Source organism: Photorhabdus akhurstii (assembly GCF_018448925.1).
GTDB lineage: Bacteria > Pseudomonadota > Gammaproteobacteria > Enterobacterales > Enterobacteriaceae > Photorhabdus > Photorhabdus akhurstii.
In genome coordinates, this window is record NZ_RCWE01000006.1 from 42,362 (window position 1) to 64,028 (window position 21,667).

General features: G+C 43.4%; 26 protein-coding genes and 2 pseudogenes. 16 read left to right on the forward strand and 12 right to left on the reverse strand.

What is annotated here, in order from left to right:
• Window positions 1-54 precede the first annotated feature (54 nt).
• Both EAE93_RS09435 and rraA read left to right on the forward strand, forming a co-directional pair.
• On the forward strand, window positions 55-972 hold the full coding sequence (locus tag EAE93_RS09435) for a 1,4-dihydroxy-2-naphthoate polyprenyltransferase (protein ID WP_036814570.1): 918 nt from the start codon (window positions 55-57) through the stop codon (window positions 970-972).
• Window positions 973-1,118: 146 nt separating this feature from the next.
• Window positions 1,119-1,628, forward strand: a complete 510-nt coding sequence (gene rraA / locus EAE93_RS09440) for a ribonuclease E activity regulator RraA (protein ID WP_036780127.1) — start codon at window positions 1,119-1,121, stop codon at window positions 1,626-1,628.
• A 67-nt stretch (window positions 1,629-1,695) separates the two neighbouring features.
• On the opposite strand, the gene zapB is transcribed toward rraA, so the two are convergent.
• Complete coding sequence (zapB, locus tag EAE93_RS09445; RefSeq protein WP_036780129.1) at window positions 1,696-1,938, reverse strand: septal ring assembly protein ZapB; 243 nt, start codon at window positions 1,936-1,938, stop codon at window positions 1,696-1,698.
• Window positions 1,939-2,241: 303 nt separating this feature from the next.
• Between zapB and EAE93_RS09450 the strand changes: the two genes are divergently transcribed.
• Together EAE93_RS09450 and glpK are read left to right on the forward strand one after the other, a co-directional pair.
• Window positions 2,242-3,072, forward strand: coding sequence for an MIP/aquaporin family protein (locus EAE93_RS09450; protein ID WP_046397084.1), 831 nt, complete (start codon window positions 2,242-2,244; stop codon window positions 3,070-3,072).
• 30 nt (window positions 3,073-3,102) lie between these two features.
• Entirely contained in the window at window positions 3,103-4,626 is a 1,524-nt protein-coding gene (glpK, locus tag EAE93_RS09455; RefSeq protein ID WP_036780134.1) for a glycerol kinase GlpK, read from the forward strand.
• A gap of 59 nt (window positions 4,627-4,685) precedes the next feature.
• On the opposite strand, the gene emrD is transcribed toward glpK, so the two are convergent.
• Window positions 4,686-5,870, reverse strand: coding sequence for a multidrug efflux MFS transporter EmrD (emrD, locus tag EAE93_RS09460; protein WP_214039558.1), 1,185 nt, complete (start codon window positions 5,868-5,870; stop codon window positions 4,686-4,688).
• 334 nt (window positions 5,871-6,204) lie between these two features.
• Between emrD and fpr the strand changes: the two genes are divergently transcribed.
• Window positions 6,205-6,951, forward strand: a complete 747-nt coding sequence (gene fpr, locus EAE93_RS09465) for a ferredoxin--NADP(+) reductase (protein ID WP_036814547.1) — start codon at window positions 6,205-6,207, stop codon at window positions 6,949-6,951.
• 2 nt (window positions 6,952-6,953) lie between these two features.
• Here the strand turns inward: fpr and EAE93_RS09470 are convergent, their stop codons facing one another.
• Window positions 6,954-7,388 (reverse strand): DUF805 domain-containing protein, encoded by a 435-nt coding sequence (locus EAE93_RS09470; RefSeq protein ID WP_036814548.1) that lies wholly within the window; start codon window positions 7,386-7,388, stop codon window positions 6,954-6,956.
• A 61-nt stretch (window positions 7,389-7,449) separates the two neighbouring features.
• Between EAE93_RS09470 and EAE93_RS09475 the strand changes: the two genes are divergently transcribed.
• Both EAE93_RS09475 and tpiA read left to right on the forward strand, forming a co-directional pair.
• Window positions 7,450-8,058, forward strand: coding sequence for a DUF1454 family protein (locus EAE93_RS09475; protein ID WP_214039559.1), 609 nt, complete (start codon window positions 7,450-7,452; stop codon window positions 8,056-8,058).
• A 121-nt stretch (window positions 8,059-8,179) separates the two neighbouring features.
• Window positions 8,180-8,947, forward strand: coding sequence for a triose-phosphate isomerase (gene tpiA, locus EAE93_RS09480; RefSeq protein ID WP_214039560.1), 768 nt, complete (start codon window positions 8,180-8,182; stop codon window positions 8,945-8,947).
• 52 nt (window positions 8,948-8,999) lie between these two features.
• Here the strand turns inward: tpiA and EAE93_RS09485 are convergent, their stop codons facing one another.
• The 6 genes from EAE93_RS09485 to EAE93_RS09510 all read right to left on the reverse strand — a co-directional run bounded on the left by EAE93_RS09485 (window position 9,000) and on the right by EAE93_RS09510 (window position 13,880).
• A complete protein-coding gene (locus tag EAE93_RS09485) occupies window positions 9,000-9,995 on the reverse strand; it encodes a sulfate ABC transporter substrate-binding protein (protein WP_040148770.1) in 996 nt (331 codons plus the stop codon).
• Between the two features lie 171 nt (window positions 9,996-10,166).
• Window positions 10,167-11,138 carry a 6-phosphofructokinase gene (gene pfkA / locus EAE93_RS09490; RefSeq protein WP_036814555.1) on the reverse strand — a complete coding sequence of 324 codons (972 nt, stop codon included), beginning with the start codon at window positions 11,136-11,138 and terminating at the stop codon, window positions 10,167-10,169.
• Between the two features lie 96 nt (window positions 11,139-11,234).
• On the reverse strand, window positions 11,235-11,537 hold the full coding sequence (locus EAE93_RS24470; protein WP_040148769.1) for a hypothetical protein: 303 nt from the start codon (window positions 11,535-11,537) through the stop codon (window positions 11,235-11,237).
• A 93-nt stretch (window positions 11,538-11,630) separates the two neighbouring features.
• Window positions 11,631-12,575: a phosphatidate cytidylyltransferase gene (locus EAE93_RS09500; protein WP_181150209.1), complete on the reverse strand. Its 945-nt coding sequence runs from the start codon at window positions 12,573-12,575 to the stop codon at window positions 11,631-11,633.
• Window positions 12,572-13,213, reverse strand: coding sequence for a lysophospholipid acyltransferase family protein (locus tag EAE93_RS09505; RefSeq protein WP_036780155.1), 642 nt, complete (start codon window positions 13,211-13,213; stop codon window positions 12,572-12,574). The genes EAE93_RS09500 and EAE93_RS09505 overlap by 4 nt, the downstream gene beginning before the upstream one ends.
• Entirely contained in the window at window positions 13,206-13,880 is a 675-nt protein-coding gene (locus tag EAE93_RS09510) for a CDP-alcohol phosphatidyltransferase family protein (RefSeq protein ID WP_036780157.1), read from the reverse strand. The genes EAE93_RS09505 and EAE93_RS09510 overlap by 8 nt, the downstream gene beginning before the upstream one ends.
• Window positions 13,881-14,385: 505 nt before the next feature.
• Between EAE93_RS09510 and EAE93_RS09515 the strand changes: the two genes are divergently transcribed.
• Window positions 14,386-14,589, forward strand: coding sequence for a hypothetical protein (locus EAE93_RS09515; protein WP_036814561.1), 204 nt, complete (start codon window positions 14,386-14,388; stop codon window positions 14,587-14,589).
• Window positions 14,590-14,816: 227 nt separating this feature from the next.
• Here the strand turns inward: EAE93_RS09515 and EAE93_RS09520 are convergent, their stop codons facing one another.
• Together EAE93_RS09520 and EAE93_RS09525 are read right to left on the reverse strand one after the other, a co-directional pair.
• Window positions 14,817-15,044: a hypothetical protein gene (locus EAE93_RS09520; protein WP_052739627.1), complete on the reverse strand. Its 228-nt coding sequence runs from the start codon at window positions 15,042-15,044 to the stop codon at window positions 14,817-14,819.
• 85 nt (window positions 15,045-15,129) lie between these two features.
• The gene (locus tag EAE93_RS09525; RefSeq protein ID WP_040148767.1) at window positions 15,130-15,408 is read right to left on the reverse strand and encodes a hypothetical protein; all 279 of its coding nucleotides are present in this window, start codon (window positions 15,406-15,408) and stop codon (window positions 15,130-15,132) included.
• A gap of 72 nt (window positions 15,409-15,480) precedes the next feature.
• Between EAE93_RS09525 and EAE93_RS09530 the strand changes: the two are divergent.
• The 6 genes and pseudogenes from EAE93_RS09530 to EAE93_RS09555 all read left to right on the forward strand — a co-directional run.
• A pseudogene (locus EAE93_RS09530) lies at window positions 15,481-15,805 on the forward strand (transposase); the annotation flags it as partial.
• Window positions 15,690-16,048, forward strand: a pseudogene (locus EAE93_RS09535) (tyrosine-type recombinase/integrase); the annotation flags it as partial. The pseudogenes EAE93_RS09530 and EAE93_RS09535, both read left to right, overlap by 116 nt.
• A gap of 341 nt (window positions 16,049-16,389) precedes the next feature.
• Entirely contained in the window at window positions 16,390-16,632 is a 243-nt protein-coding gene (locus EAE93_RS09540; RefSeq protein ID WP_036780161.1) for a type II toxin-antitoxin system ParD family antitoxin, read from the forward strand.
• The gene (locus EAE93_RS09545; RefSeq protein WP_214039561.1) at window positions 16,625-16,897 is read left to right on the forward strand and encodes a type II toxin-antitoxin system RelE/ParE family toxin; all 273 of its coding nucleotides are present in this window, start codon (window positions 16,625-16,627) and stop codon (window positions 16,895-16,897) included. Before EAE93_RS09540 ends, EAE93_RS09545 begins: the two co-directional genes overlap by 8 nt.
• A gap of 296 nt (window positions 16,898-17,193) precedes the next feature.
• Window positions 17,194-17,460, forward strand: coding sequence for a helix-turn-helix domain-containing protein (locus tag EAE93_RS09550; protein ID WP_036811439.1), 267 nt, complete (start codon window positions 17,194-17,196; stop codon window positions 17,458-17,460).
• A gap of 66 nt (window positions 17,461-17,526) precedes the next feature.
• Window positions 17,527-18,510, forward strand: a complete 984-nt coding sequence (locus EAE93_RS09555; RefSeq protein WP_214039562.1) for a phage integrase — start codon at window positions 17,527-17,529, stop codon at window positions 18,508-18,510.
• A 219-nt stretch (window positions 18,511-18,729) separates the two neighbouring features.
• Here EAE93_RS09555 and cpxP read toward each other — a convergent pair whose 3' ends face one another.
• Window positions 18,730-19,221 (reverse strand): cell-envelope stress modulator CpxP, encoded by a 492-nt coding sequence (gene cpxP, locus EAE93_RS09560; protein WP_036811327.1) that lies wholly within the window; start codon window positions 19,219-19,221, stop codon window positions 18,730-18,732.
• Between the two features lie 157 nt (window positions 19,222-19,378).
• Between cpxP and cpxR the strand changes: the two genes are divergently transcribed.
• The gene (cpxR, locus tag EAE93_RS09565; RefSeq protein ID WP_036780962.1) at window positions 19,379-20,074 is read left to right on the forward strand and encodes an envelope stress response regulator transcription factor CpxR; all 696 of its coding nucleotides are present in this window, start codon (window positions 19,379-19,381) and stop codon (window positions 20,072-20,074) included.
• Window positions 20,071-21,441 (forward strand): envelope stress sensor histidine kinase CpxA, encoded by a 1,371-nt coding sequence (cpxA, locus tag EAE93_RS09570; protein WP_214039563.1) that lies wholly within the window; start codon window positions 20,071-20,073, stop codon window positions 21,439-21,441. The genes cpxR and cpxA overlap by 4 nt, the downstream gene beginning before the upstream one ends.
• Window positions 21,442-21,667: the final 226 nt, after the last annotated feature.

Genomic DNA, 21,667 nt, shown 5'->3' on the forward strand with positions numbered 1-21,667 from the left:
AGGCTTGCCTCCCATTTGTTTTTTATAAATTTACAGGAGTAAGTGAACGCAGAAATGAACTCATCAACCTCCATTAGTCAAACTCAAGCATGGCTGGAAAGTTTGCGTCCTAAAACGCTGCCACTCGCCCTTGCAGCCATTATTACTGGTTCAGCCCTCGCTGCCTGGACAGGGCATTTCAAGCTACCGGTTGCTTTACTGGCGCTATTAACAGCAGCCATACTGCAAATTCTGTCCAATCTCGCCAATGATTACGGTGATGTTATCAAAGGTAGTGATACTGAAAAGCGTATCGGGCCACTACGTGGTATGCAAAAAGGCATTATTACCGCCTCACAGATGAAAAAAGCGCTGAAGATTATTGTCCTGCTAGCTTGCCTGTCTGGTGGCGCCTTGATTGCCGTTGCCTGTGAAGAACCCGGCGATATATTCGGTTTTCTGGTACTTGGCCTGCTAGCAATTATTGCCGCAATTACCTATACCGTTGGCGCAAAGCCTTATGGCTATATGGGGCTTGGCGATATTTCAGTCCTGATTTTCTTTGGCTGGTTAAGTGTTGCCGGTACTTATTATCTTCAAGCAGGTTTTTTTGACTCGGTTGTCATACTCCCGGCTACAGCCAGTGGTCTCCTCTCTACTGCTGTTTTAAATATCAATAATTTGCGTGATATCGAAGATGACAAACGGCATGGCAAAAACACCCTAGCTGTCCGCCTCGGCCCTACAAAAGCCCGTTATTATCACGGCTGTTTAATAATCACAGCAATACTTTGCCTGGCATTATTCACCGTACAAAACTCGTCTGGCTGGTCAGGCTGGCTGTTCCTGCTCGCTTTGCCTTGGTTGTTCAAACATATGTGGTATGTACTTAATGAACCCACACCAGAGGGAATGCGTCCAATGTTGGGACAGATGGTTAAAGCGGCATTACTGACTAATATTTTATTTTCAGTTGGTCTTATTTTTAACTAAACAGTATTTGTGCTGCTTTTCCGGGGAGGTTGAACTTAATCATTCTATACCTGTTAACAATATCAATTTAATAATTGATGATTTTGCTAACATCCACCTGAAAGGGATATACTTACCGTTCCATACCTTAACCAGACGTAAATCCTATGAAATATGATACTTCCGAGCTTTGTGACATCTATCAAGAAGAAGTAAATGTGGTAGAACCTATGTTCTCCAATTTTGGCGGGCGTACTTCATTTGGTGGTCAAATCATCACGGTTAAATGCTTTGAAGACAACGGGTTACTTTACGACCTGCTTGAAGAGAACGGTCATGGACGCATTTTACTGGTAGATGGTGGGGGTTCTGTACGCCAAGCATTAATTGACGCTGAGCTGGCACAACTCGCTGTGCAAAATGGATGGGAAGGCATTGTTGTTTACGGTGCTGTACGTCAGGTTGACCAGCTAGCAGAGTTCGACCTCGGTATTCAAGCTATAGCCGCTATTCCTGCTGGCTGTCGTGATGAAGGAACCGGCGCAAGCGATATCCGGGTGAATTTCGGTGGTGTCACCTTCTTCTCTGGCGATTATTTGTATGCCGACAACACCGGTATCATTTTGTCCGAAGAGCCACTGGGACTTGATGAGAGTGAAGAAGATGAGATCATCTGATGGCAACGTATAATAGAATTAAGGGCGATTTTTTAGATCGCCCTTTTTATTTGTTGGAAATTTGTAATTACTGAACATCTTCCATTTTGCCCAACAAGGCACGCAAACGTTCTTGCCATACTTGTTGCTCTTGCTTTAATTGCTCATTCTCATGAGTCAGAGACTCACGGCTGCTGGTGGCATTCTGAATTTCCTGAGACAAAGATCGATTTTTTTCTTTTAATTCTTCAATTTCCATTTGTAGCAGGGTAATAGTATCAATCGCCTGCTGAACCTTGGCTTCCAGCTTTTCAAAAACTTCAAATGACATTCTCGGTTCCCCCTTATAAGCAATTGTCTGATTGTATGTAGCCAACGCGCCCCTGTCTAGCAACATCCCCAACACATGAAAAATAACTACCAAATAAAAACTCCAAAGTGTCTCACACTTTAGTTTTTAGCAAAATAGCGGATAAATGCGGATTCGCTCATTTTGTTGACACAACACACACATTTCAATTTCGCTATTTCTCGTTTCCGCGCATTAACGATAAATTTACACTTTCCTCCTTTCAATGCTGGAAGGCGACAATAATAACTACCCCTCTAAAATCTTCTTCGTAGGATAGAACATATGAGCCAAACCACTAGCACGACATTAACCGGACAATGTATCGCTGAGCTTCTTGGTACCGCACTATTGGTTTTCCTTGGCGTAGGCTGTGTTGCCGCTGCACGTATTGCCGGCGCACAATTAGGTTTATGGGAAATCAGTATTATTTGGGGCATGAGCGTTGCGTTGGCTGTTTATCTTACCGCAGGTGTTTCCGGTGCTCACCTTAACCCAGCGGTGACAATTGCCTTATGGTTGTTTGCCCGTTTTGATGGCAAAAAAGTTATCCCTTTTATTATTGCCCAGATGATTGGTGGCTTTATCGCTGCCGCTCTCATTTATATGATGTACTACAGCGTATTCCTTGATTACGAACAAGTACATAATATCGTTCGCGGCACTCCTGAAAGCTTGTTTACAGCGGGCGTATTCTCTACTTATCCAATGGCGTCACTGTCTATTTCTCAGGCTTTTATGATAGAGATTATCATTGCCGCTATTCTGGTCTGTTTAATTCTGTCACTCACTGACGATGGTAACGGTATTCCTCGCGGTCCTATGGCTCCGTTACTGATTGGTATTGTAGTTGCCGTTATCGGTGGCGCATTCGGTCCATTAACTGGTTTCGCGCTGAATCCGGCCCGTGACTTTGGTCCCAAACTAATTGCTTATCTAGCGGGTTGGGGAGATATTGCCCTGACAGGTGGACGTGAAATCCCTTACTGTCTGGTTACTCTGACCGCACCCATTATCGGCGGTATTGTGGGAGCATTTGGCTACCGCAAACTTATTGGTCGCCATTTACCATCTGATGTTCATAAAACTGAAGATCAGAAGAAAAAGAGAGCCTAGAGTAGAGCATTACCAGAACAGGTTATTATCATGACAACAGAAAATATGATTGAGAAAAAATATATTGTCGCCCTTGATCAAGGAACTACCAGCTCCCGAGCGATAATTCTTGATCACAACGCCAATATTATCTCAATTTCTCAAAGAGAATTTGCGCAAATTTATCCTAAACCGGGTTGGGTAGAACACGATCCAATGGAGATTTGGGCAACCCAAAGCTCAACTTTGGTAGAAGTATTGGCAAAAGCGGATATTAGTTCTGATCAAATTGCCGGTATTGGGATTACCAACCAACGTGAAACGACGATTATTTGGGAAAAAGAAACCGGTAAACCTATCTACAATGCCATCGTTTGGCAATGTCGCCGTACCGCGGACGCATGTACTAAACTAAAACAAAAAGAGGGATTGGAAGAATATATTCGCCAGAATACAGGGCTGGTAGTGGACCCTTATTTCTCTGGCACTAAAATAAAATGGATCTTAGATAATGTCCCAGGCGCCCGTGAACGGGCTGAAAAAGGTGAGCTACTGTTCGGTACTGTGGATACTTGGCTGGTATGGAAAATGACCCAAGGCCGAGTTCACGTTACCGATTTCACAAACGCCTCTCGAACAATGCTGTTCAACATTCACAATCTGGAATGGGATCAGCATATTCTTGATGAGTTACAAATCCCGCGCTCCCTACTGCCTACCGTTCATTCATCTTCTGAGATTTATGGTCAGACCAACATCGGCGGTAAAGGCGGCACCCGGATCCCTATAGCAGGTATCGCAGGCGACCAGCAAGCTGCTCTATATGGTCAACTTTGTGTCCAACCGGGTATGGCGAAAAACACCTACGGAACAGGCTGTTTCCTGCTAATGAATACAGGTACAGATGCTGTTCGCTCCAATCATGGATTACTGACAACCATTGCCTGTGGTCCCCGCGGTGAAGTGAACTATGCACTTGAAGGTGCGGTTTTCGTTGGTGGTGCTTCTATTCAGTGGCTACGTGATGAACTGAAACTTATTGCAGATGCTACTGATTCCGAATACTTTGCCACCAAAGTTAAAAATAGTAACGGCGTATATGTGGTTCCCGCTTTTACCGGCCTTGGCGCCCCCTACTGGGACCCCTACGCCCGCGGCTCAATCTTTGGCCTGACCCGCGGCACCAACAGTAATCACATCATTCGTGCGACGCTGGAATCCATCGCCTATCAGACCCGCGATGTCCTGGATGCCATGCAGGCTGATTCAGGCACCCGGCTGCAAGCACTGCGGGTAGATGGCGGTGCTGTTGCCAATAATTTCCTGATGCAATTCCAATCAGATATCCTTGGCACCCGTGTAGAACGCCCTGTGGTGCGTGAAAGCACCGCATTGGGCGCAGCATTCCTCGCGGGATTAGCGGTTGGTTACTGGAAAGATCTCGATGAAGTGAAAAGCAAAGCCACCATTGAAAAAGAGTTCCGTCCGGGCATTGAAACCACCGAACGAAATTACAAATACAATGGCTGGAAAAAGGCAGTTGCCCGCGCACAAGATTGGGAAGATAAAAACTAAGATTTTCTGAATAAAATGTGAAAGGGGGGAATGAATGCCCCCTTTCTTTAATTGTTTGATTAAACGACATGCCCGTGATGCTGCATCCTATGCGCTAATGGTAACCAACAAAGCAGGATCAAAACTGACGTAAAAAACATCAGCATACCCACGCTGAATTGATTATTTTGCGGCAGCATTGCAGATAACCAAGTTGCCAAGCCAGAGCCAACATTCTGCAAACCGCCGACTAGCGCCCCTGCTGCACCTGCCAGATAAGGAAATGGTTCCATTGCCCCGGTTGTTGCCAGAGGAAACAACATTCCTGCACCAAAGAAAAAGAGCGCGGCAGGCACCAATAGCGTCCAAATATTCATTACACCTAACCATCCTGGCAACCACATCAATGCACCGGCCAATAAACAGCAAACCACCGAATGCCACATCAAATTATAAAAAGTTCTTCCTTCTCGCCCGGCATACCACGCGCCAAAGAAAGCCGCTGGAATAGGCAAAATAAACAAAATACTGACGGTAATACTGTTCAACCCAAGCACTCCTCCCATCAGCACCCCACTACAAGCCTCAAAGACCGCAATCCCTGACAGACCACCAATTAACATCACCAAATAAGCAGTAAACCAGCTATTCGATAACAGTTGATGGAAAGAGGTGAGCATTTTTCGTTTTTCGGTTTGCTGTGGCCGGGTTTCCGGCAACTTACAAAACACGTAATAAACGACACCAATACACAAAAGCAATAAAAACAGATAACAGGAACGCCAACCAAAGAAATGCGCGACCACACCGCCAATCATCGGCGCAAGTAACGGGCTAACTAAAATTCCCATATTCAACAAACTATTAGCATAACGCAGCGCAGTGCCAGTATATAAATCCCTTGGCATCGTTCTGGCCATCACACCTGCAACTCCTGTTCCCAACCCCTGCAAAGCACTGGCAACAACCAACACATCCAAATTAGGAGAAAATAAAGCACAGACAGTCGCAAACAGGAAAATGATCATACCGGCCAGAATAACCGGGCGCCGGCCAATCTGGTCTGAAAGAGGGCCGTAAAAAAGCTGCGAAAGCCCATAAGAAAACAGATATGCGGCCATCACACGTTGTACAGAACCCGTCGACACATTAAAGTCTTTAGCAATATCTGCAATAACAGGCACATAGATTGTCTGTGTCATCTGCCCTACAGCAGCCAGTGCAATCAATGTCAGCAATAAATGAAAGTTTTCTAATTTTCTCATCGCATTCACAATAAGTTTATACAATTCATAAAGTCACAAGAAACCCCAGGCTATGTAAAAAATGGCCTGTATTCTCTTACTCCACTAATGTGACTAACTTAACAAATTTAAAATATTTTGCGAGATAGTGCACAATTTTATTTGTAGAAAAAATAACAGTTAATTACGCCATATCTGGCAACAAATATGTACATATAAAACTAAGTATTAATAAAATAATGGTTAATTTTTCTATAACACAGAATCGATAATGGTATTTATCTCTATAGGACTAAAATAGCGACGTAAAAACAAACGGTTCGGAGATTTCTTTCGGGATAGGAGATAAGTTCCAATGGCAAACTGGGTTACAGGAAAAGTTACACAAGTTATTCACTGGACGAATACCTTATTTAGCATCAGGATGCATGCACCGGTTGAAGAATTTACCGCGGGCCAGTTTGCAAAACTGGCGATGGAAATAGATGATGAACGGGTACAACGGGCCTACTCTTACGTTAACGCTCCGACAGATAATAATCTTGAATTCTATTTAGTGACAGTTCCTGACGGCAAACTTAGTCCACGATTAGCAGCACTGCAACCCGGTGATGATCTACTAGTGACAGAACAAGCCGCAGGTTTCTTTATTCTTGATGAAATACCTGATTGCAAAACATTATGGATGCTCTCAACGGGAACAGCCATTGGCCCTTATCTGTCAATTCTTCAACAAGGGGACTACCTGGAAAGATTTGAGAGCATCGTATTGGTGCATGCAGTCAGGCTCACACAGGATTTAAGCTATCTGCCCTTAATGCAACAACTAGTTGAGCGTTTCAATGGCAAATTACGCATTCAAACTATCGTCAGCCGTGAACAAAACCCCGGCTCACTGACCGGCCGTATCCCGGCACTGATTGAGAACGGCGAACTTGAGGCCGCTGTCGGGCTTACGATGAACAATGACAACAGCCATATTATGCTATGCGGTAATCCTCAAATGGTGAAAGATACCCAACAACTGCTAAAAGAGCAGCGTGGAATGACAAAACACTTACGCCGCAAACCGGGGCATATTACTAGTGAGCAATATTGGTAATTTCAGTCATCTTTGGCAGAAATAAAATCCACTTTCTCTGTTGCTTCACCAAACCGATTTGGTCCATCAGTGCCACGGAATACACCGCAATCAAGCACCATCATTACAATGATCAATGTGGGGATAAAACGGCCAATCCCCCATTGCCAGAACGGTGCCATACCACCCCAGTCAACAGCAATCAACACCCCCGCCAGTAATAAAAGCAGCGACCACCCTCCCTGCTTATTTCGGTCATGCAGGCGCTTAACCATCATTGCCGTTGCGGGATACATCACCAAGACAAGGGCAAAAACAGCATAGTGCATAGTTAAAGAATTCATTCCCTGAATAGTCAGGATAACAAACATCAAGGCCAGGCAAACACCAATGCCAATCCAGAATTCACGCCGCCCAATACGTCCTTTGAATGAAAAACCCCATTGTTGTAATGTCATCTATTCTTTTCCAATCGTGTATTCTGTTTCTCAGCGCAGTTTAACCTAAGCGAGCGGCAACATGAAAACGGACGTTAATAAATTTCTAGCCATAATATTCGCGGCAAGCATCATCGGTTTGCCGTTGGTAGCCAATGCTGATGAATCCACAACCACTGGACCCACAGTGCAAGCAACCTATCTTCTACCAAATGCTCCCTCTTTTGATGAAACCATCCCGCGATTTCGCGAAAAATATAATCGCCGCAATCCAACATTGCCACTACACGAGTATCGGGTAATCATAAGTAAAAACATTTACCTGCCACTGACACGAGCTGCCAGCAGAATCAATGAAAAACTTTATTCTTCCGCCGTACTTGAGCGGGGAAGTGAAAAAATCAAAAGCCTGCAACTGACATTATTACCATCAGAAAACGAAACAGAAACACAGAAAAACCATATTCTGGCAGAACAATACATGATAGCTCTGATGCGCCACTTTAACCCGACTATTTCACAGGAACAGAGCAAAGAGAACATTAATAACTTGCTCAGAAACAGCAAAAAATCGCCATTTTACAGCCACAACATCGGCGCCATTCGCTATATTGTGGTAAATAGTAGCGAAAAAACGCTTACTTTCGCCATTGAACCGATTAAGCTATGGTTATCTGAACCCGATAACTAATCAAATTTAGGAATAAAAAAAGCTATTGTTTGTAATGATCACTATACTGTGGAGCATTGATCTACCGAATTGATCCTAAATTCAGCTCACTACTTAAACTTCTCTGGTTGGAGGAAAAAACATGCGACATCCATTGGTGATGGGTAACTGGAAATTGAATGGCAGTACCCATATGGTAAACGAACTTATCACTGACCTGCGTAAAGAATTAAGCAGTATTACCGGCTGTGACGTCGCTATCGCGCCACCAGCACTTTATCTCTCTCAGGCTAAACAAGCGCTGGCTGGCAGTCGTATTGCTCTGGGCGCACAGGATGTTGACGTTAACCTATCTGGTGCATTTACAGGTGAAACTTCCGCCACAATGTTGAAAGACATTGGCGCAGAATACATTATCATCGGCCACTCTGAACGCCGTACTTACCACCAAGAAAGTGACGAATTCATCGCGAAAAAATTCGCCATTCTTAAACAACAAGGTCTAATCCCTGTTTTGTGCATCGGCGAAACTGAACAGGAAAATGAAGCCGGACAGACTGAAACCGTATGCGCAAGGCAAATTGATGCAGTTCTGAACACATTGGGCGCAGAAGCATTCCAAGGCGCGGTCATTGCTTACGAACCTGTTTGGGCAATTGGTACAGGCAAATCAGCAACACCGGCACAAGCTCAGGCTGTGCACAAATTCATTCGTGATCATATTGCGAAAAGAGACGAAGTAATCGCACAACAGCTCATTATCCAGTACGGTGGCTCTGTGAACGCGGATAATGCCGCTGAACTATTCGCTCAGCCAGACATTGACGGCGCATTAGTTGGCGGTGCCTCTCTAAAAGCTGATGCTTTCGCTATTATTGTAAAAGCCGCTGCTGCTGCGAAAAAAGCTTAATTCATATTTCAACGATAATTGACCGCCGTATGCCTACGGCGGCTATTCATTTTCAGCGCTGAATAATCTCATCAAACACACCGCCCGTCGCAAAATGCACTTTTTGCGCTTTTCCCCAACCACCGAATACTTTATCGACAGTAAATAATTCCAACTCAGGAAAAGAAGAGCGATACTTATCGGCAACTGTTTTATCACGTGGCCGATAATAGTTTTTAGCCACTATCTCCTGTCCAACGGGAGAGTAAAGGTATTGCAGATATTCTGTTGCTAGCTCACGGCTATGACGTTTATCAACGACCTTATCAACAACAGAAACCGTCGGCTCAGCCAGAATTGAAAGGCTAGGCGTCACAATTTCGAATTTATCTTTATCAAGCGCATTAATCGCCAATAATGCCTCATTCTCCCAGGCAATTAATACATCACCGATTCCACGCTCAACAAAAGTACTAGTCGCTCCTCTTGCGCCAGAATCGAGCACTTCAACATGCTGGTAAAGGGTTTTAACAAACGCTTTCGCTTTGTCCTGATCCTGATTGTTATGAATCAACCCATAACCCCATGCGGCCAAATAATTCCAGCGTGCGCCACCTGATGTTTTTGGATTAGGCGTTACAACAGATACACCTGGACGAACCAGATCTGACCAATCTTTAATCTGTTTTGGATTACCTTTCCGCACTAAAAAAACAATGGTTGAAGTATAAGGGGCTGAATTCTCTGGCAAGCGCTGAATCCATGCTTTCGCTATCCGGCCACGTTCCGCAATGGCATCCACATCATAGGCCAAAGCCAATGTCACCACATCCGCCTCAAGGCCATTAATAACAGAAGTTGCCTGTTTACCCGAGCCACCATGAGATTGCCGGATTATCACTTTATCCCCTGTCTTCTGCTGCCAATAATCACTAAAAGCCTGATTATATTGCTGATATAACTCACGGGTTGGATCATAGGACACATTAAGAAGTTGAAGATCTTTTGCCCATACACTGCTACTGGTAACCAACAGTAACGCCAATGCTATATGCCATCTGACTCTCACTTGAATCTCTCCCACACTGTTTTTGGCTGTTATGAAATCCAAGGCTGACAGAAAGCGTTATCACTCAGAAATAATTAAAAGCATTTATTTATATGCCATAGGAATATCTAAAGACAAATTACAGCCTCCAACGAGGCTGCAACAGATTTAGATTTGCCGGTATTGACGTGATCAATATAGCTTTTTCGCGGTTTCCAACCAATCCTGTTTAAACACGCGTTTCATATTCTGCACTGCATCAATGATGTCATGATGAACAAGTTTCTCGTTCTGAATACCAACACAACGGCCACCATAACCTTCCAACAATAATTGGATGGAATACGCCCCCATACGGGAAGCCAGAATACGATCATAAGCAACCGGGGAACCACCACGCTGAACATGGCCTAAGACTGTGGCACGGGTTTCATGATGCGTCTCTTTTTCGATGTGTCTCGCCAGTTCATAGACATCACAAACATGTTCGGTAATTGCAACAATGGCATGGCGTTTGCCTTTATCGATACCCGCTTTAATTTCAGCTACAAGCTCATCACAACTAAATGAGACTTCCGGCAGAACAATAAACTCACAACCTCCCGCAATGGCGGCTGACAAAGTGAGATCACCGCAATAGCGCCCCATCACTTCAACAATGGAAATACGTTTGTGGGAAGTTGAAGTGTCACGCAGACGGTCAATAGCTTCAACCACCGTTTCCAGCGCAGTGAAATAGCCGATGGTATAGTCCGTACCCGCCACATCATTATCAATCGTGCCCGGCAAACCAATACAGGGGAAACCCGCTTCTGTCAGTTTCTTCGCCCCAAGATAAGAACCATCACCACCAATGACGACCAATGCATCAAGACCATTTCTTCTCATATTCTCAATAGCGATGGCCCGCACCTTCTCATCTCTAAACTCAGGGAAACGAGCGGAGCCTAAGAAAGTCCCACCGCGGTTAATCATGTCGGATACGCTGAAACGGTCGAGTTTCTTCATGCGGTTTTCATACAAGCCAAGATAACCATCATAAACACCGAAAACCTCTAACCCTTCGGTTAACCCTGCACGAACCACACCACGAATAGCTGCATTCATACCTGGCGCATCACCGCCACTCGTTAAGACACCGATTCTTTTGATCCCATTGCTCATGATGACCTCTGACTTGTAGATGTAATAATTGCAAACCCACTGGCGGACTCTGTATGCGATCACTTTGCCTGAGAAATCTGCCTTTTTAACCTGTTATCACTTTAATCTATTACCACCTGGCGTACTGAAACAATTAAGCTGAATTGATTCAACTTTCATATAATACGGTAAAAAAACCAAGTCTGTATTAACATAAGTCTCTTTTTTGAGATCAAATTGGCTAAAAAGCCATTTAATTATGCTGCTATAGCTCTTAAGATCATCAATCAACCTCCGAGAAATCCTATCCTTAATATTCCCGTTCACACTGGACAAGGGCTTACAACGTTTTTTGCTAACAAATTCGGCATCTTTTAAACGTTCATCCGCAATTTTGTTCAGTGCTGCATCCTCAGCCAACTCTCATCAACAACACAGAAACCAGCACTGCGGCAATCCATACCACAGTGCCGATTCAACATAATCTTTATTCATTACGTTGGCGTCTTTCCATCAGGTATAGAAATAACGCGTTAGGTGGAAAAATACCGGTGCCGCAAAGCATAAAGAGTCGATCCTGTCTAACATCCCTCCATGCCCTTCAATCATTTCACCGAAATCTTTAATGCCACTATCACGTTTTATCGCTGACATACACAAACCACCAATAAAACCCATCAACGTAATTGCTAACGACATCAAACCTGCCTCCCACGGAGAAAATGGCGTTACCCAGTAAAGTGACATTCCTAACAAAACGGAAGCCAAGATTCCCCCAGCAAAACCTTCAACTGTTTTATTCGGGCTCAACTTAGGCACGATCGGATGTTTGCCAAACAATTTCCCAAATACGTACTGCAAAACATCCGACATCTGCACCACAATCATTAAAAACAGCAATAATTCGACATTCTCCCCTTCATAACCTGGAATATCCAACATCAATAAAGCGGGCGCATGGCTAATACAGAATACAGCAACTAACATTCCCCACTGTATTTTAGCTGTCCGTTCCAGAAAGTTCGTTGTATCCCCAGCCAATGCAATACGAGCAGGTAAAAACAGGAAAACATAAACAGGAATGAAAATAGAAAACACGCCATACCACTCAATACCAACGGCAACGTATTGCAATGGCATGAAAATAAAGAAACACCAGAACATCGCCTCATGGTCACTTCGTCGTGTTGGTGTCAAAGTGAAAAATTCCCGTAAAGCAAAAAATGACATACTCGCAAATAATAACACTGAACCGATTGGCCCAATAATCACCGACAACACACAAATAACACACATCCCCCACCAACCACGGATGCGGGCATTCAGATTATCGATTGTCGCATTACTGTTATCCCTTGAATATTTAGAAGAGAGTATTGCACCAACAATACTGGCAATAATTAACGGCACGAACATACCCCCCAACAACAGGAGTAGTTTATTATTAAGCATAGTCATAATATTAACGCCTCCAATGCCTGACGAGCTCGCTGTAAAAAGTCAGCTTTTTCCTCTTTTGCACCTAATTTTTCCAAAGGTTGCCCAAATGTTGCCGAACAAATAACAGGAACAACAAGTGCCGAGCCTTTTGGCAAGACTCTGTTTAAATTTTCCAAATAAACAGGAATAAGCTCAACATCAGGATATTTCTTCGCTAAATAATACAGACCGCCTTTAAACTTATTAATTTGTTCCCCACTTCCTCGTGTCCCCTCTGGGAACAAAATTAAAGACTCACCTCGTTTTAATACATCCTCCATTGGCGTAAGAGTATTTCCCTTTAAACAATCCTCACCTCTACGATCAATCAGCACAGCCCGAAAAACTTTATTGATAAAATATTTGCGCAGATAAGTCTTACTCCAATAATCACGGGCAGCGACAGGATGCACCCGAGAACGTAATACCCGAGGAAAACCAGCCCAAATAACTAACCCATCCAAATGACTCGAATGATTAGCATAATAAATTCGAGAAGCTACCGATGGCTTACACCCAATCCAACGAATTCTTACCCCAGTTAACAAACGGCAAAGCCCAGACAGGAAAGAACCCATACCTTTACTTACCAACGTCACTTCTTGTGATTTATTCATTACAAGCATCCTTCTCTTGTAATTCACTTAATATGACTCTGGTTCGCCGAATACATGTCCAAAGACAACCTAATGTGATAACGACTAATACCGCCAATAAAAGATACTGGCTCCATAACTGCGGTAAAAAAGCGGCAACAATTGAACTAACAGTAATTAATGCCATCCGATGTTGTTTTGCCATTGGGCCCAGGAAGCGTTGAGGCAAACCACAAGTACCCCCTAATAAGCGAATATAAGCCGTCAAAACAGCCAGTAATGCCGCAATACAGCCAAGAGAAACTGCAAACGGGAAAAGTGTTAAGCCATACCCTACCCCAATCAGAATAAAAGAATCAGCAATACGATCTGGAAGATCGTTAAAAACAGAACCAGCAGCCGTCTTCAATCCCCCTTCAACAGCAACCATACCATCCAATAAATTACATATTAGCCGACCTTGAATAAGCAAGGCGCCAATAATCAATAAAAGTGAAGTCAACCAAAAAGACTCGACTAAAAAACACACGGCAAAACACACGCCAGCTAATACAGCAAAAACAACGCTGGCAACAGATATGCCATTTGGTGTCGCCCCTTTACATTGCAACCATTTAGCCATCTTACTGGCCCACACTGCATTGCGTGTCTTGATCGGACGCCGATCTTTTACCTCGTTACCAGACATATCCTTTCCCTTTTTGAGCACAAATGAACAATCAAATCTACTTAAGTTAAATGAAATAAGATAAACAGGATTGGTTAGAATAACAACAATAAAAAACCATCGGAAAGAGTACCGCCCGACCAAATCGGACAATTAATAGGCTAAAGGGCCTTGTCAGAGCTGACTCGCAACAGCTTCCATTTGTCATGAAAACAGCACGACTCTCACTGCAAAGAAGAAGACTCAACAGCCAGAGCACCACATCAGATCGCTTACTACAGAATTGCTCAAGGATCTCAGATATGAATAAAACCACCTTATACAGTTTTGAGATTAACTGTACTTATTCCATTCAATTTTCTAGCAAATAAACAAAACACACTTACTGCCTATTCCAACAGCCATAATTAATTACAGACCATTCTTATGAACGAACAGTGAACACAAAAATGTGCAAGAAATGGTGTTTCTTATGTAGTTGTTATAGAAGGAATAAAACCCTTATCAAGACTCAAATTGAAGAGCTGTGGATGCAAAGCCAAGCCAATCTGGAACGAATGATCGTTATTCTGGCCTTTATTTTTTCGTCTTTAGCGATGGCAACAAGAAAGAGTCATCTGATAAAATTAAAACAGCAAATAAAACCCTCGCTGATTATAAAAAAGAGCCACAAAGCAACAGGCAGAAAATTGATCTCAAAACTGGAGAACCAATTGGGTTAATAGAGTAACAAATCTAACCCTGCATACTGGGTGGGACTATTTAAGGTATTATTCATTGATTATAAGGGGATTTTAAAATGAATTATCCACATCTCATCTACTGTATAATTGAAACCCTTAGCAAAAGCCCTTCGTATTTCGAGAGGCTTTTTATAACTCAGTTTACTGTCAGACAAAGAAATGCTCCCAGTTATCTGGCTGGAATATTCTTTAGATTCACCTCAAAGTTTTTTACTTAAAAAAGCCCGGTTATTCTTCTGGAGATGTGCAATATTCTGAGAATTTTTATATTTTCTATATCCTCATCGTAACGGTAGAGCATGATAAAAGGAAAATGAAGGACAATGAGTTTTCTATAATGCTCATCTGGGCTGTTACGAGCCTTTATGCCTATGCTTGCATATGGGGTAACTTTCAGAAGTTCAGCCATTTCCGAAAATTTTGTATCAATTTTACCAGCCAATAACAGCCCAGCCTGTTCAAAGAAGTAGAGATAAATTTACTCCCGGTCAGTTTGGGCGGTTTCCTCCCATGAAATACGTATCACTTTATCCCCTGCTCAACTTATTACACAGTAGAGCCATCCGGCGATGACTTTCAGAATCATCAATAAAATGAGCCAAACCATTTTCACATCGGTCAATTGCTTTCTCAATTTTCGCTTCTAACCAGTGAGCATGGGTATTTTTTTGATACTCACGTTCTTCATTCGCCAACTCTTCGGCTTTTTGCCTCATTAACTTTGTTAAGTCTGTCTGATGGCGTTTGGCAGTTTGCATAGCTAAGCGCTTGGTTTCTTCATCAATACGAAAATGAATCGTCTCCATTCATCCTCCTTAGTTCATTATTGCCTTAAAGCATGTTGCCATTTGTGTTGTCATATTAGCAAAATAGCCTGAAAAATGATAACCCGCCATATTTAGGAGGCCAGTAAAAAGCAAGCCAGAGAAAACCGATTAACCCCGTGGGGGAATAAAGATCTACAAACGACGAAAGGAGGCGATAAAGCGCAGTTTTGCGGATGCGAAGCAACATCACGGACACCGTTATACCCGTTTTCGTAGGTTGCAGAAAGTGCAAATACAGTGTCTTTTGGTAGCAACAACCCGAAATACCAAGTTGTCGAGTGACATTTTTAAAAACCAAAAATGGCAAACAAAGAACTATTCCGATATCAAAAGAGTTAGAAAAGGAAATCAAACAGAAGTCAGGGGAATTATTTGACGTTGATTACGAAAGCTTTCGTACAAAGTTAAAGTCAATAAAACCTGATTTACCAGAAGGACAAGCAACGCACGTTCTACGCCACACATTCGCGAGTCATTTTGTGATGAAAGGTGGAAACATTGTTGCACTGCAACAAATACTCGGTCATGCCAATATACAACAAACTATGGCGTATGCTCATCTGGCACCCGACTATTTGCAATCACGTTAAACCCACTGAATGGCGGCATGGAAATTTAGCAATCATAAGCAACCGTAGCACTCAAAAGTGTCCACACTAGTGTCCACACTTGAAAATTTCCACGCTACTTACAGTTGCTTGTAAAACTTTTATCTGGTTGATTTTAAAGTGAATTAATCTTAGCCAGATAAAAAAATCCCGCCATAAGGCGGGGGAAAAGACGGGATGGTGTTTGTTTTTAAAACATAACACATTGTAATAAAAGGATTTATTTAAGTAATTGTCCACCCCTTGACCACATCGACATAAGCCCCGATTTTTTTCGGGGCTTCAGGACATTGGTAATGCAGCCTCATTTGCTGCACACTTGATGTATTAACTATTAATACATCGGTGAGATATGAGAAAAATTACTACTGTTAGTATGGGCGAACAGCTTGACGGGTTCGTACAGCGCATGATTGAAAGTGGCCGTTATGGAAATGCCAGTGAAGTTATGCGTTCAGCGCTGCGTTTGCTGGAGCAACAAGAAGCTTACGATGAGATTGTACGCAAGGCGGTTATTGCTGGCTTGGAAAGTGGGGAAAGCTCGCTGACCCTACGGGATATAGCGGAACAACGGAAACGCAGACATAATGTATAAGCTCACGGATCAGGCTGCTGAAGATTTTGCTGGGATTTATGATTATACAGGTGAAGCTCAGGCTGACCATTATACGGAGGCACTGGAAGCATTTTTTGACACGCTAGCTGAGATGCCACATATAGGGAGGGAATACCCATCTGTCCCAAGTGTCATGCGGGTTGAGTTTCACCGCCACACGGTTTTCTATACTATCCGGGATACCGATATTCTGATTGCGCGTATCCTTCATCAACAGATGAATCACCCCCGTTATCTTCTTTGAACGGACGGGGGCTACGTTGTGCTGTGCATCAAGCCTGCGTAGCTGTCTCGCCCTGCGAGCTGCCATTGCTAATCGCAATGCTTTGTTGTTTTTATTTCTGGAGAACAAACATTTTATTGCAGGAGAAGTGAAAATAACGCCCTGGCGGGGGATTAGACCGGGTTAATGAGGAAAATGGAGACATTATGATTCATAACGACACAGGCCATTAAAGCAATACCGGTTTAGAAATAAAAATACTGATGCGTGCCATATCTGTGATTTATATTTTTCATCATCAGAATTAAATAAAGGCCATGCGTAATGCAGAGAACCTGAGTCAATCACAATTCTGTGAAATCATGCAGCTCCCCCTTAGCACATTAAAAAAATTAGAGGGAGGACATAACGAACCCGGCTGGAACACACTTTCTAAATTAACTCAACACCCTAAGTTCAAAAAATATACGCTGTGGCTAATGACTGACACTACAGCACCGGAAGCTGGTCAAGTCTCGCCGGCTATCGCGCACAATGGGCCAGAGAACGAAACCTCATTCCACTCAAGCCAGAAAATTGGCTAGATATTGGTTATGCGTATGCTGACGAGTTGTGGTCACAATCTGTCAGTTTCATCGAAGGGCTTACTTATGGCAATTAAGAAGCTCAATGATGGACGCTACGAAGTGGATGTAAGACCCTACGGCAGCACAGGAACAAGACTCCGTAGGAAATTTAATAGAAAAAGTGAAGCAGTTGCCTTTGAACGTTACACGCTCACACAGGCTAGCAATAGTGAACCATTCACCACGAATGATAAGACACAACTTAGTGATTTCATCAATATTTGGTGGCTATATTACGGACAAAACACAGACAATGGAGCAATAGAGAAGCGACATCTCACCAAAACAATGAGACAACTTAACAACCCCACAATAGGTCACCTCACAAAGAGAGTCATCATGGAACATCGGGGAAAACGGCTGGCTGATGGAATAAGCGCGAAAACTGTAAATCGAGATATGTACAGACTATCCGGTATGTTCTCGACCTTAATAAAAATTGAGGAATTTACCGGTACAAATCCTCTACAAGGATTAGAACCATTAAGCGAGAAAAATGTTGCTATGACCTATCTCACAACACCAGAGATAGAACTACTGCTTAATTCTCTAAATAAAGAGGAAAAAAAGCTGGCTTTACTTTGCCTTAGCACTGGCGCTCGCTGGGGGGAAGCGGAAAGTCTGGCCGCTCAACAGGTATTAAAAGGCCGTGTAATTTTTCTAAATACCAAAAATGGAGATCAACGCATCGTTCCCATTTCTGACAAATTAGAGAAAGAAATTCGCGGTAAAAAGAAAATGGGCAAGCTGTTCAATGTTGACTACATAAATTTCTGCAAGATCTTACATGTAGTAAAGCCCGACTTACCTAAAGGACAAGCAACTCATGTCCTCAGGCACACTTTTGCCAGCCACTTCATGATGAATGGAGGGAATATAATTGCATTACAGCAGATATTAGGGCACGCCAGCATAATCCAAACAATGGTCTATGCACACCTTGCCCCGGACTATCTGCAACATGCTATTACATTAAACCCTCTTAAGGGTGGGATAGAAGTAGAATAAAGCTAGAGAGTGTGGCGAGCGTCCACCAAGCGTCCACACTCAAAAACTTTCGTATACTTTCTAACCCCTTCATACTTTTTTATGTTGTTGTTTTACAAAGAAATGTGTTGTAAGTGACTGAAAAAAAAGGCCCTAAAAAGGGCCTGAAAGACAGGGATGGTGTCTATGGCAAGGAAAAATTCTCATTTACTACTACTTTGCTGCTATGGGTATTACAAATCAGTTCGGTAATTGGGACATACGCTGCCGATAATGCTGTTCCAATTGTGCTTGTTGCTCAGGCGTTAACAGTTGGTATATCAGGTGATGGATACGGGCCATTTCTACCTGACGTTCCACATTACATCTGAGCATCTTTTCAATCAGGGCTTTTACTGCCACCTCATCAAAATCCTTCGCAGTGACCAGCTTACGCATCTCTTCTCGCTCTGTGCGACTCATCGACATCGATGAACGTGGTTGATGTTTCTGCCCTACCAAATCACGCATCTGTTGACGCTGCTGCTCAGTTAAAGTGATACCGCTGAACATATGGTCATTGTCACCAGCATCATTATTACGATAATGATAGTTTCCTACATTTTTATAATCGCAAGGCGCACAATTATCGGGTACCGTAGCAGCGTGTATTGTACTTGCTGTTCCAGCTAAAGATGCTGTCGAGCCAAGAACAAACATTGACGCTAAAACTAACGCTGCTATGTTACGCATTAAACAACTCCTCGTTTCCCCGAACGATGCTATTAGGTCCAATGTGGACAACTATACCTACGCGGCTGCAAACTAGCGTCAAAGGCTTGTAAAAGAACGTAAAGTCGTGGAATAGCAAAGTTTGTTATCGTATTTTTGTTCTTGGAGGAAGTAATCGATGCATAAAATCCTATTAGTTGATGATGACCGTGAACTGACATCACTATTAAAAGAATTACTTGAAATGGAAGGATTTAACGTTGTGATCGCTCATGACGGAGAGCAGGCATTAAAATTCCTTGACGATTCGATCGACTTACTACTACTCGATATTATGATGCCGCGTAAAAATGGCATTACGACATTGAAAGAGCTGCGTCTACACCATCAAACTCCAGTCATTATGCTGACAGCGCGAGGAAGTGATTTGGATCGTGTTCTGGGACTAGAATTAGGGGCGGATGACTATCTTGCCAAACCATTTAATGATCGTGAGTTAGTAGCGCGTATACGTGCTATTCTTCGCCGCTCAAACTGGAGTGAGCAGCAACAAACAGACAGTGGCCTACCTACGCTTCAGGTCGATAACCTGCAATTGAACCCCGGCCGACAGGAAGCCAGCTTCGCTAATCAGATTCTCGATTTAACCGGTACCGAATTTACCTTGCTCTATTTACTAACTCAACATTTAGGTCAAGTGGTTTCCCGCGAACATTTGAGCCAGGAAGTATTAGGTAAGCGACTCACTCCATTTGACCGAGCAATTGATATGCATATCTCTAACCTACGCCGTAAATTACCTGAGCGGGAAGATGGACTACCCTGGTTTAAGACTTTACGTGGGCGAGGATATTTAATGGTATCTGCGACATGATAAACAGTTTAACGGCACGCATCTTCGCAATTTTCTGGTTTACTCTGGCGTTAGTCCTAATGTTGGTATTAATGGTGCCGAAACTGGATTCCAGACAACTAACCTCTCTGCTGGAAAATGAATATCGGCAGGGAGTTATGCTGGAACAACATATAGAAGCAGAATTAGCTCAAGATCCCGCTAACGATTTACTTTGGTGGCGCCGTTTATTCCGCGCGATTGAAAAATGGGCCCCCCCAGGCCAGCGCCTGATACTGGTCACCAGTGAAGGGAGAGTGATTGGCGCACAAAGAAGCGAAATGCAAGTTGTCCGCAACTTTATTGGACAATCAGATAACGCCGATCACCCGAAAAAGAAAAAATATGGCCGCTCTGAAATGTTAGGACCCTTTTCCATTCGAGATGGAGAAGATCATTATCAACTTTATTTAGTTCGTCCAGCAAATAGCCCACAATCGGATTTCATTAATCTGATGTTTGACCGGCCACTATTACTATTAACCGCCACTATGTTAATCAGTGCGCCCCTCCTATTATGGCTGGCATGGAGTTTAGCTAAACCTGCCCGCAAATTAAAAAATGCCGCCGACGATGTTGCTAAAGGTAATCTACGTCAGCATCCAGAACTGGAAGCTGGCCCACAAGAGTTTCTGGCCGCCGGTAACAGTTTCAACCAAATGATCAGTGTATTGGAAAGAATGGTCACCGCACAACAACGGCTAATTTCCGATATCTCCCACGAACTACGCACACCGCTCACCCGCCTACAGCTTGCCACAGCATTACTCCGCCGCCGTCATGGCGAGAGTAAAGAGCTGGAAAGAATTGAGACAGAAGCCCAACGGCTAGACAGCATGATTAACGATCTGTTAGTGCTCTCCCGCAGTCAGCATAAAAATGAACTGTTGAGAGAAAACATCAAAATGACAGATTTATGGCACGATATTCTTGACAATGCCCGCTTCGAAGCCGAACAGATGGACAAAATCCTTGAAGCGACTTTACCACCGAGTTCTTGGGCAATTTACTGCAACCCATTAGCACTTGGCAGTGCTTTTGAAAATATCGTGCGTAATGCCTTGCGCTACTCCCACCACCATATTGCGGTCGCATTTCACGCCGATAATCAAGGGATCACCATTACCGTTGATGATGACGGTCCGGGTGTCAACCCAGAAGACCGCGAACACATATTCCGCCCTTTCTACCGTACAGACGAAGCCCGCGATCGGGAATCCGGCGGCACTGGCCTTGGCTTAGCCATTGTTGAAACCGCGATTAACCAGCACCGTGGTTGGGTACGAGCTGAAGACAGCCCACTCGGCGGCTTACGCTTGGTTATTTGGCTACCACTTCATGGCCGATAATACAGATTTTTGCTAACCTTATTCTAAAAATTTATTAAATAAATAAATTTTATTTATGCTTGACCCGGCGAGTCTGACGGTTTAACCTCCCCTGTTATTCATTAAAAATACTTATCTTTAATTGCTTTTCTATTACAGCAGACAAAAGCACTGAAAAATCAAAACTGTAGATAAAATTATAAGATTCTATGGAGTTCTGGGAGCCAATAACCTAGTGCGGTAGCGT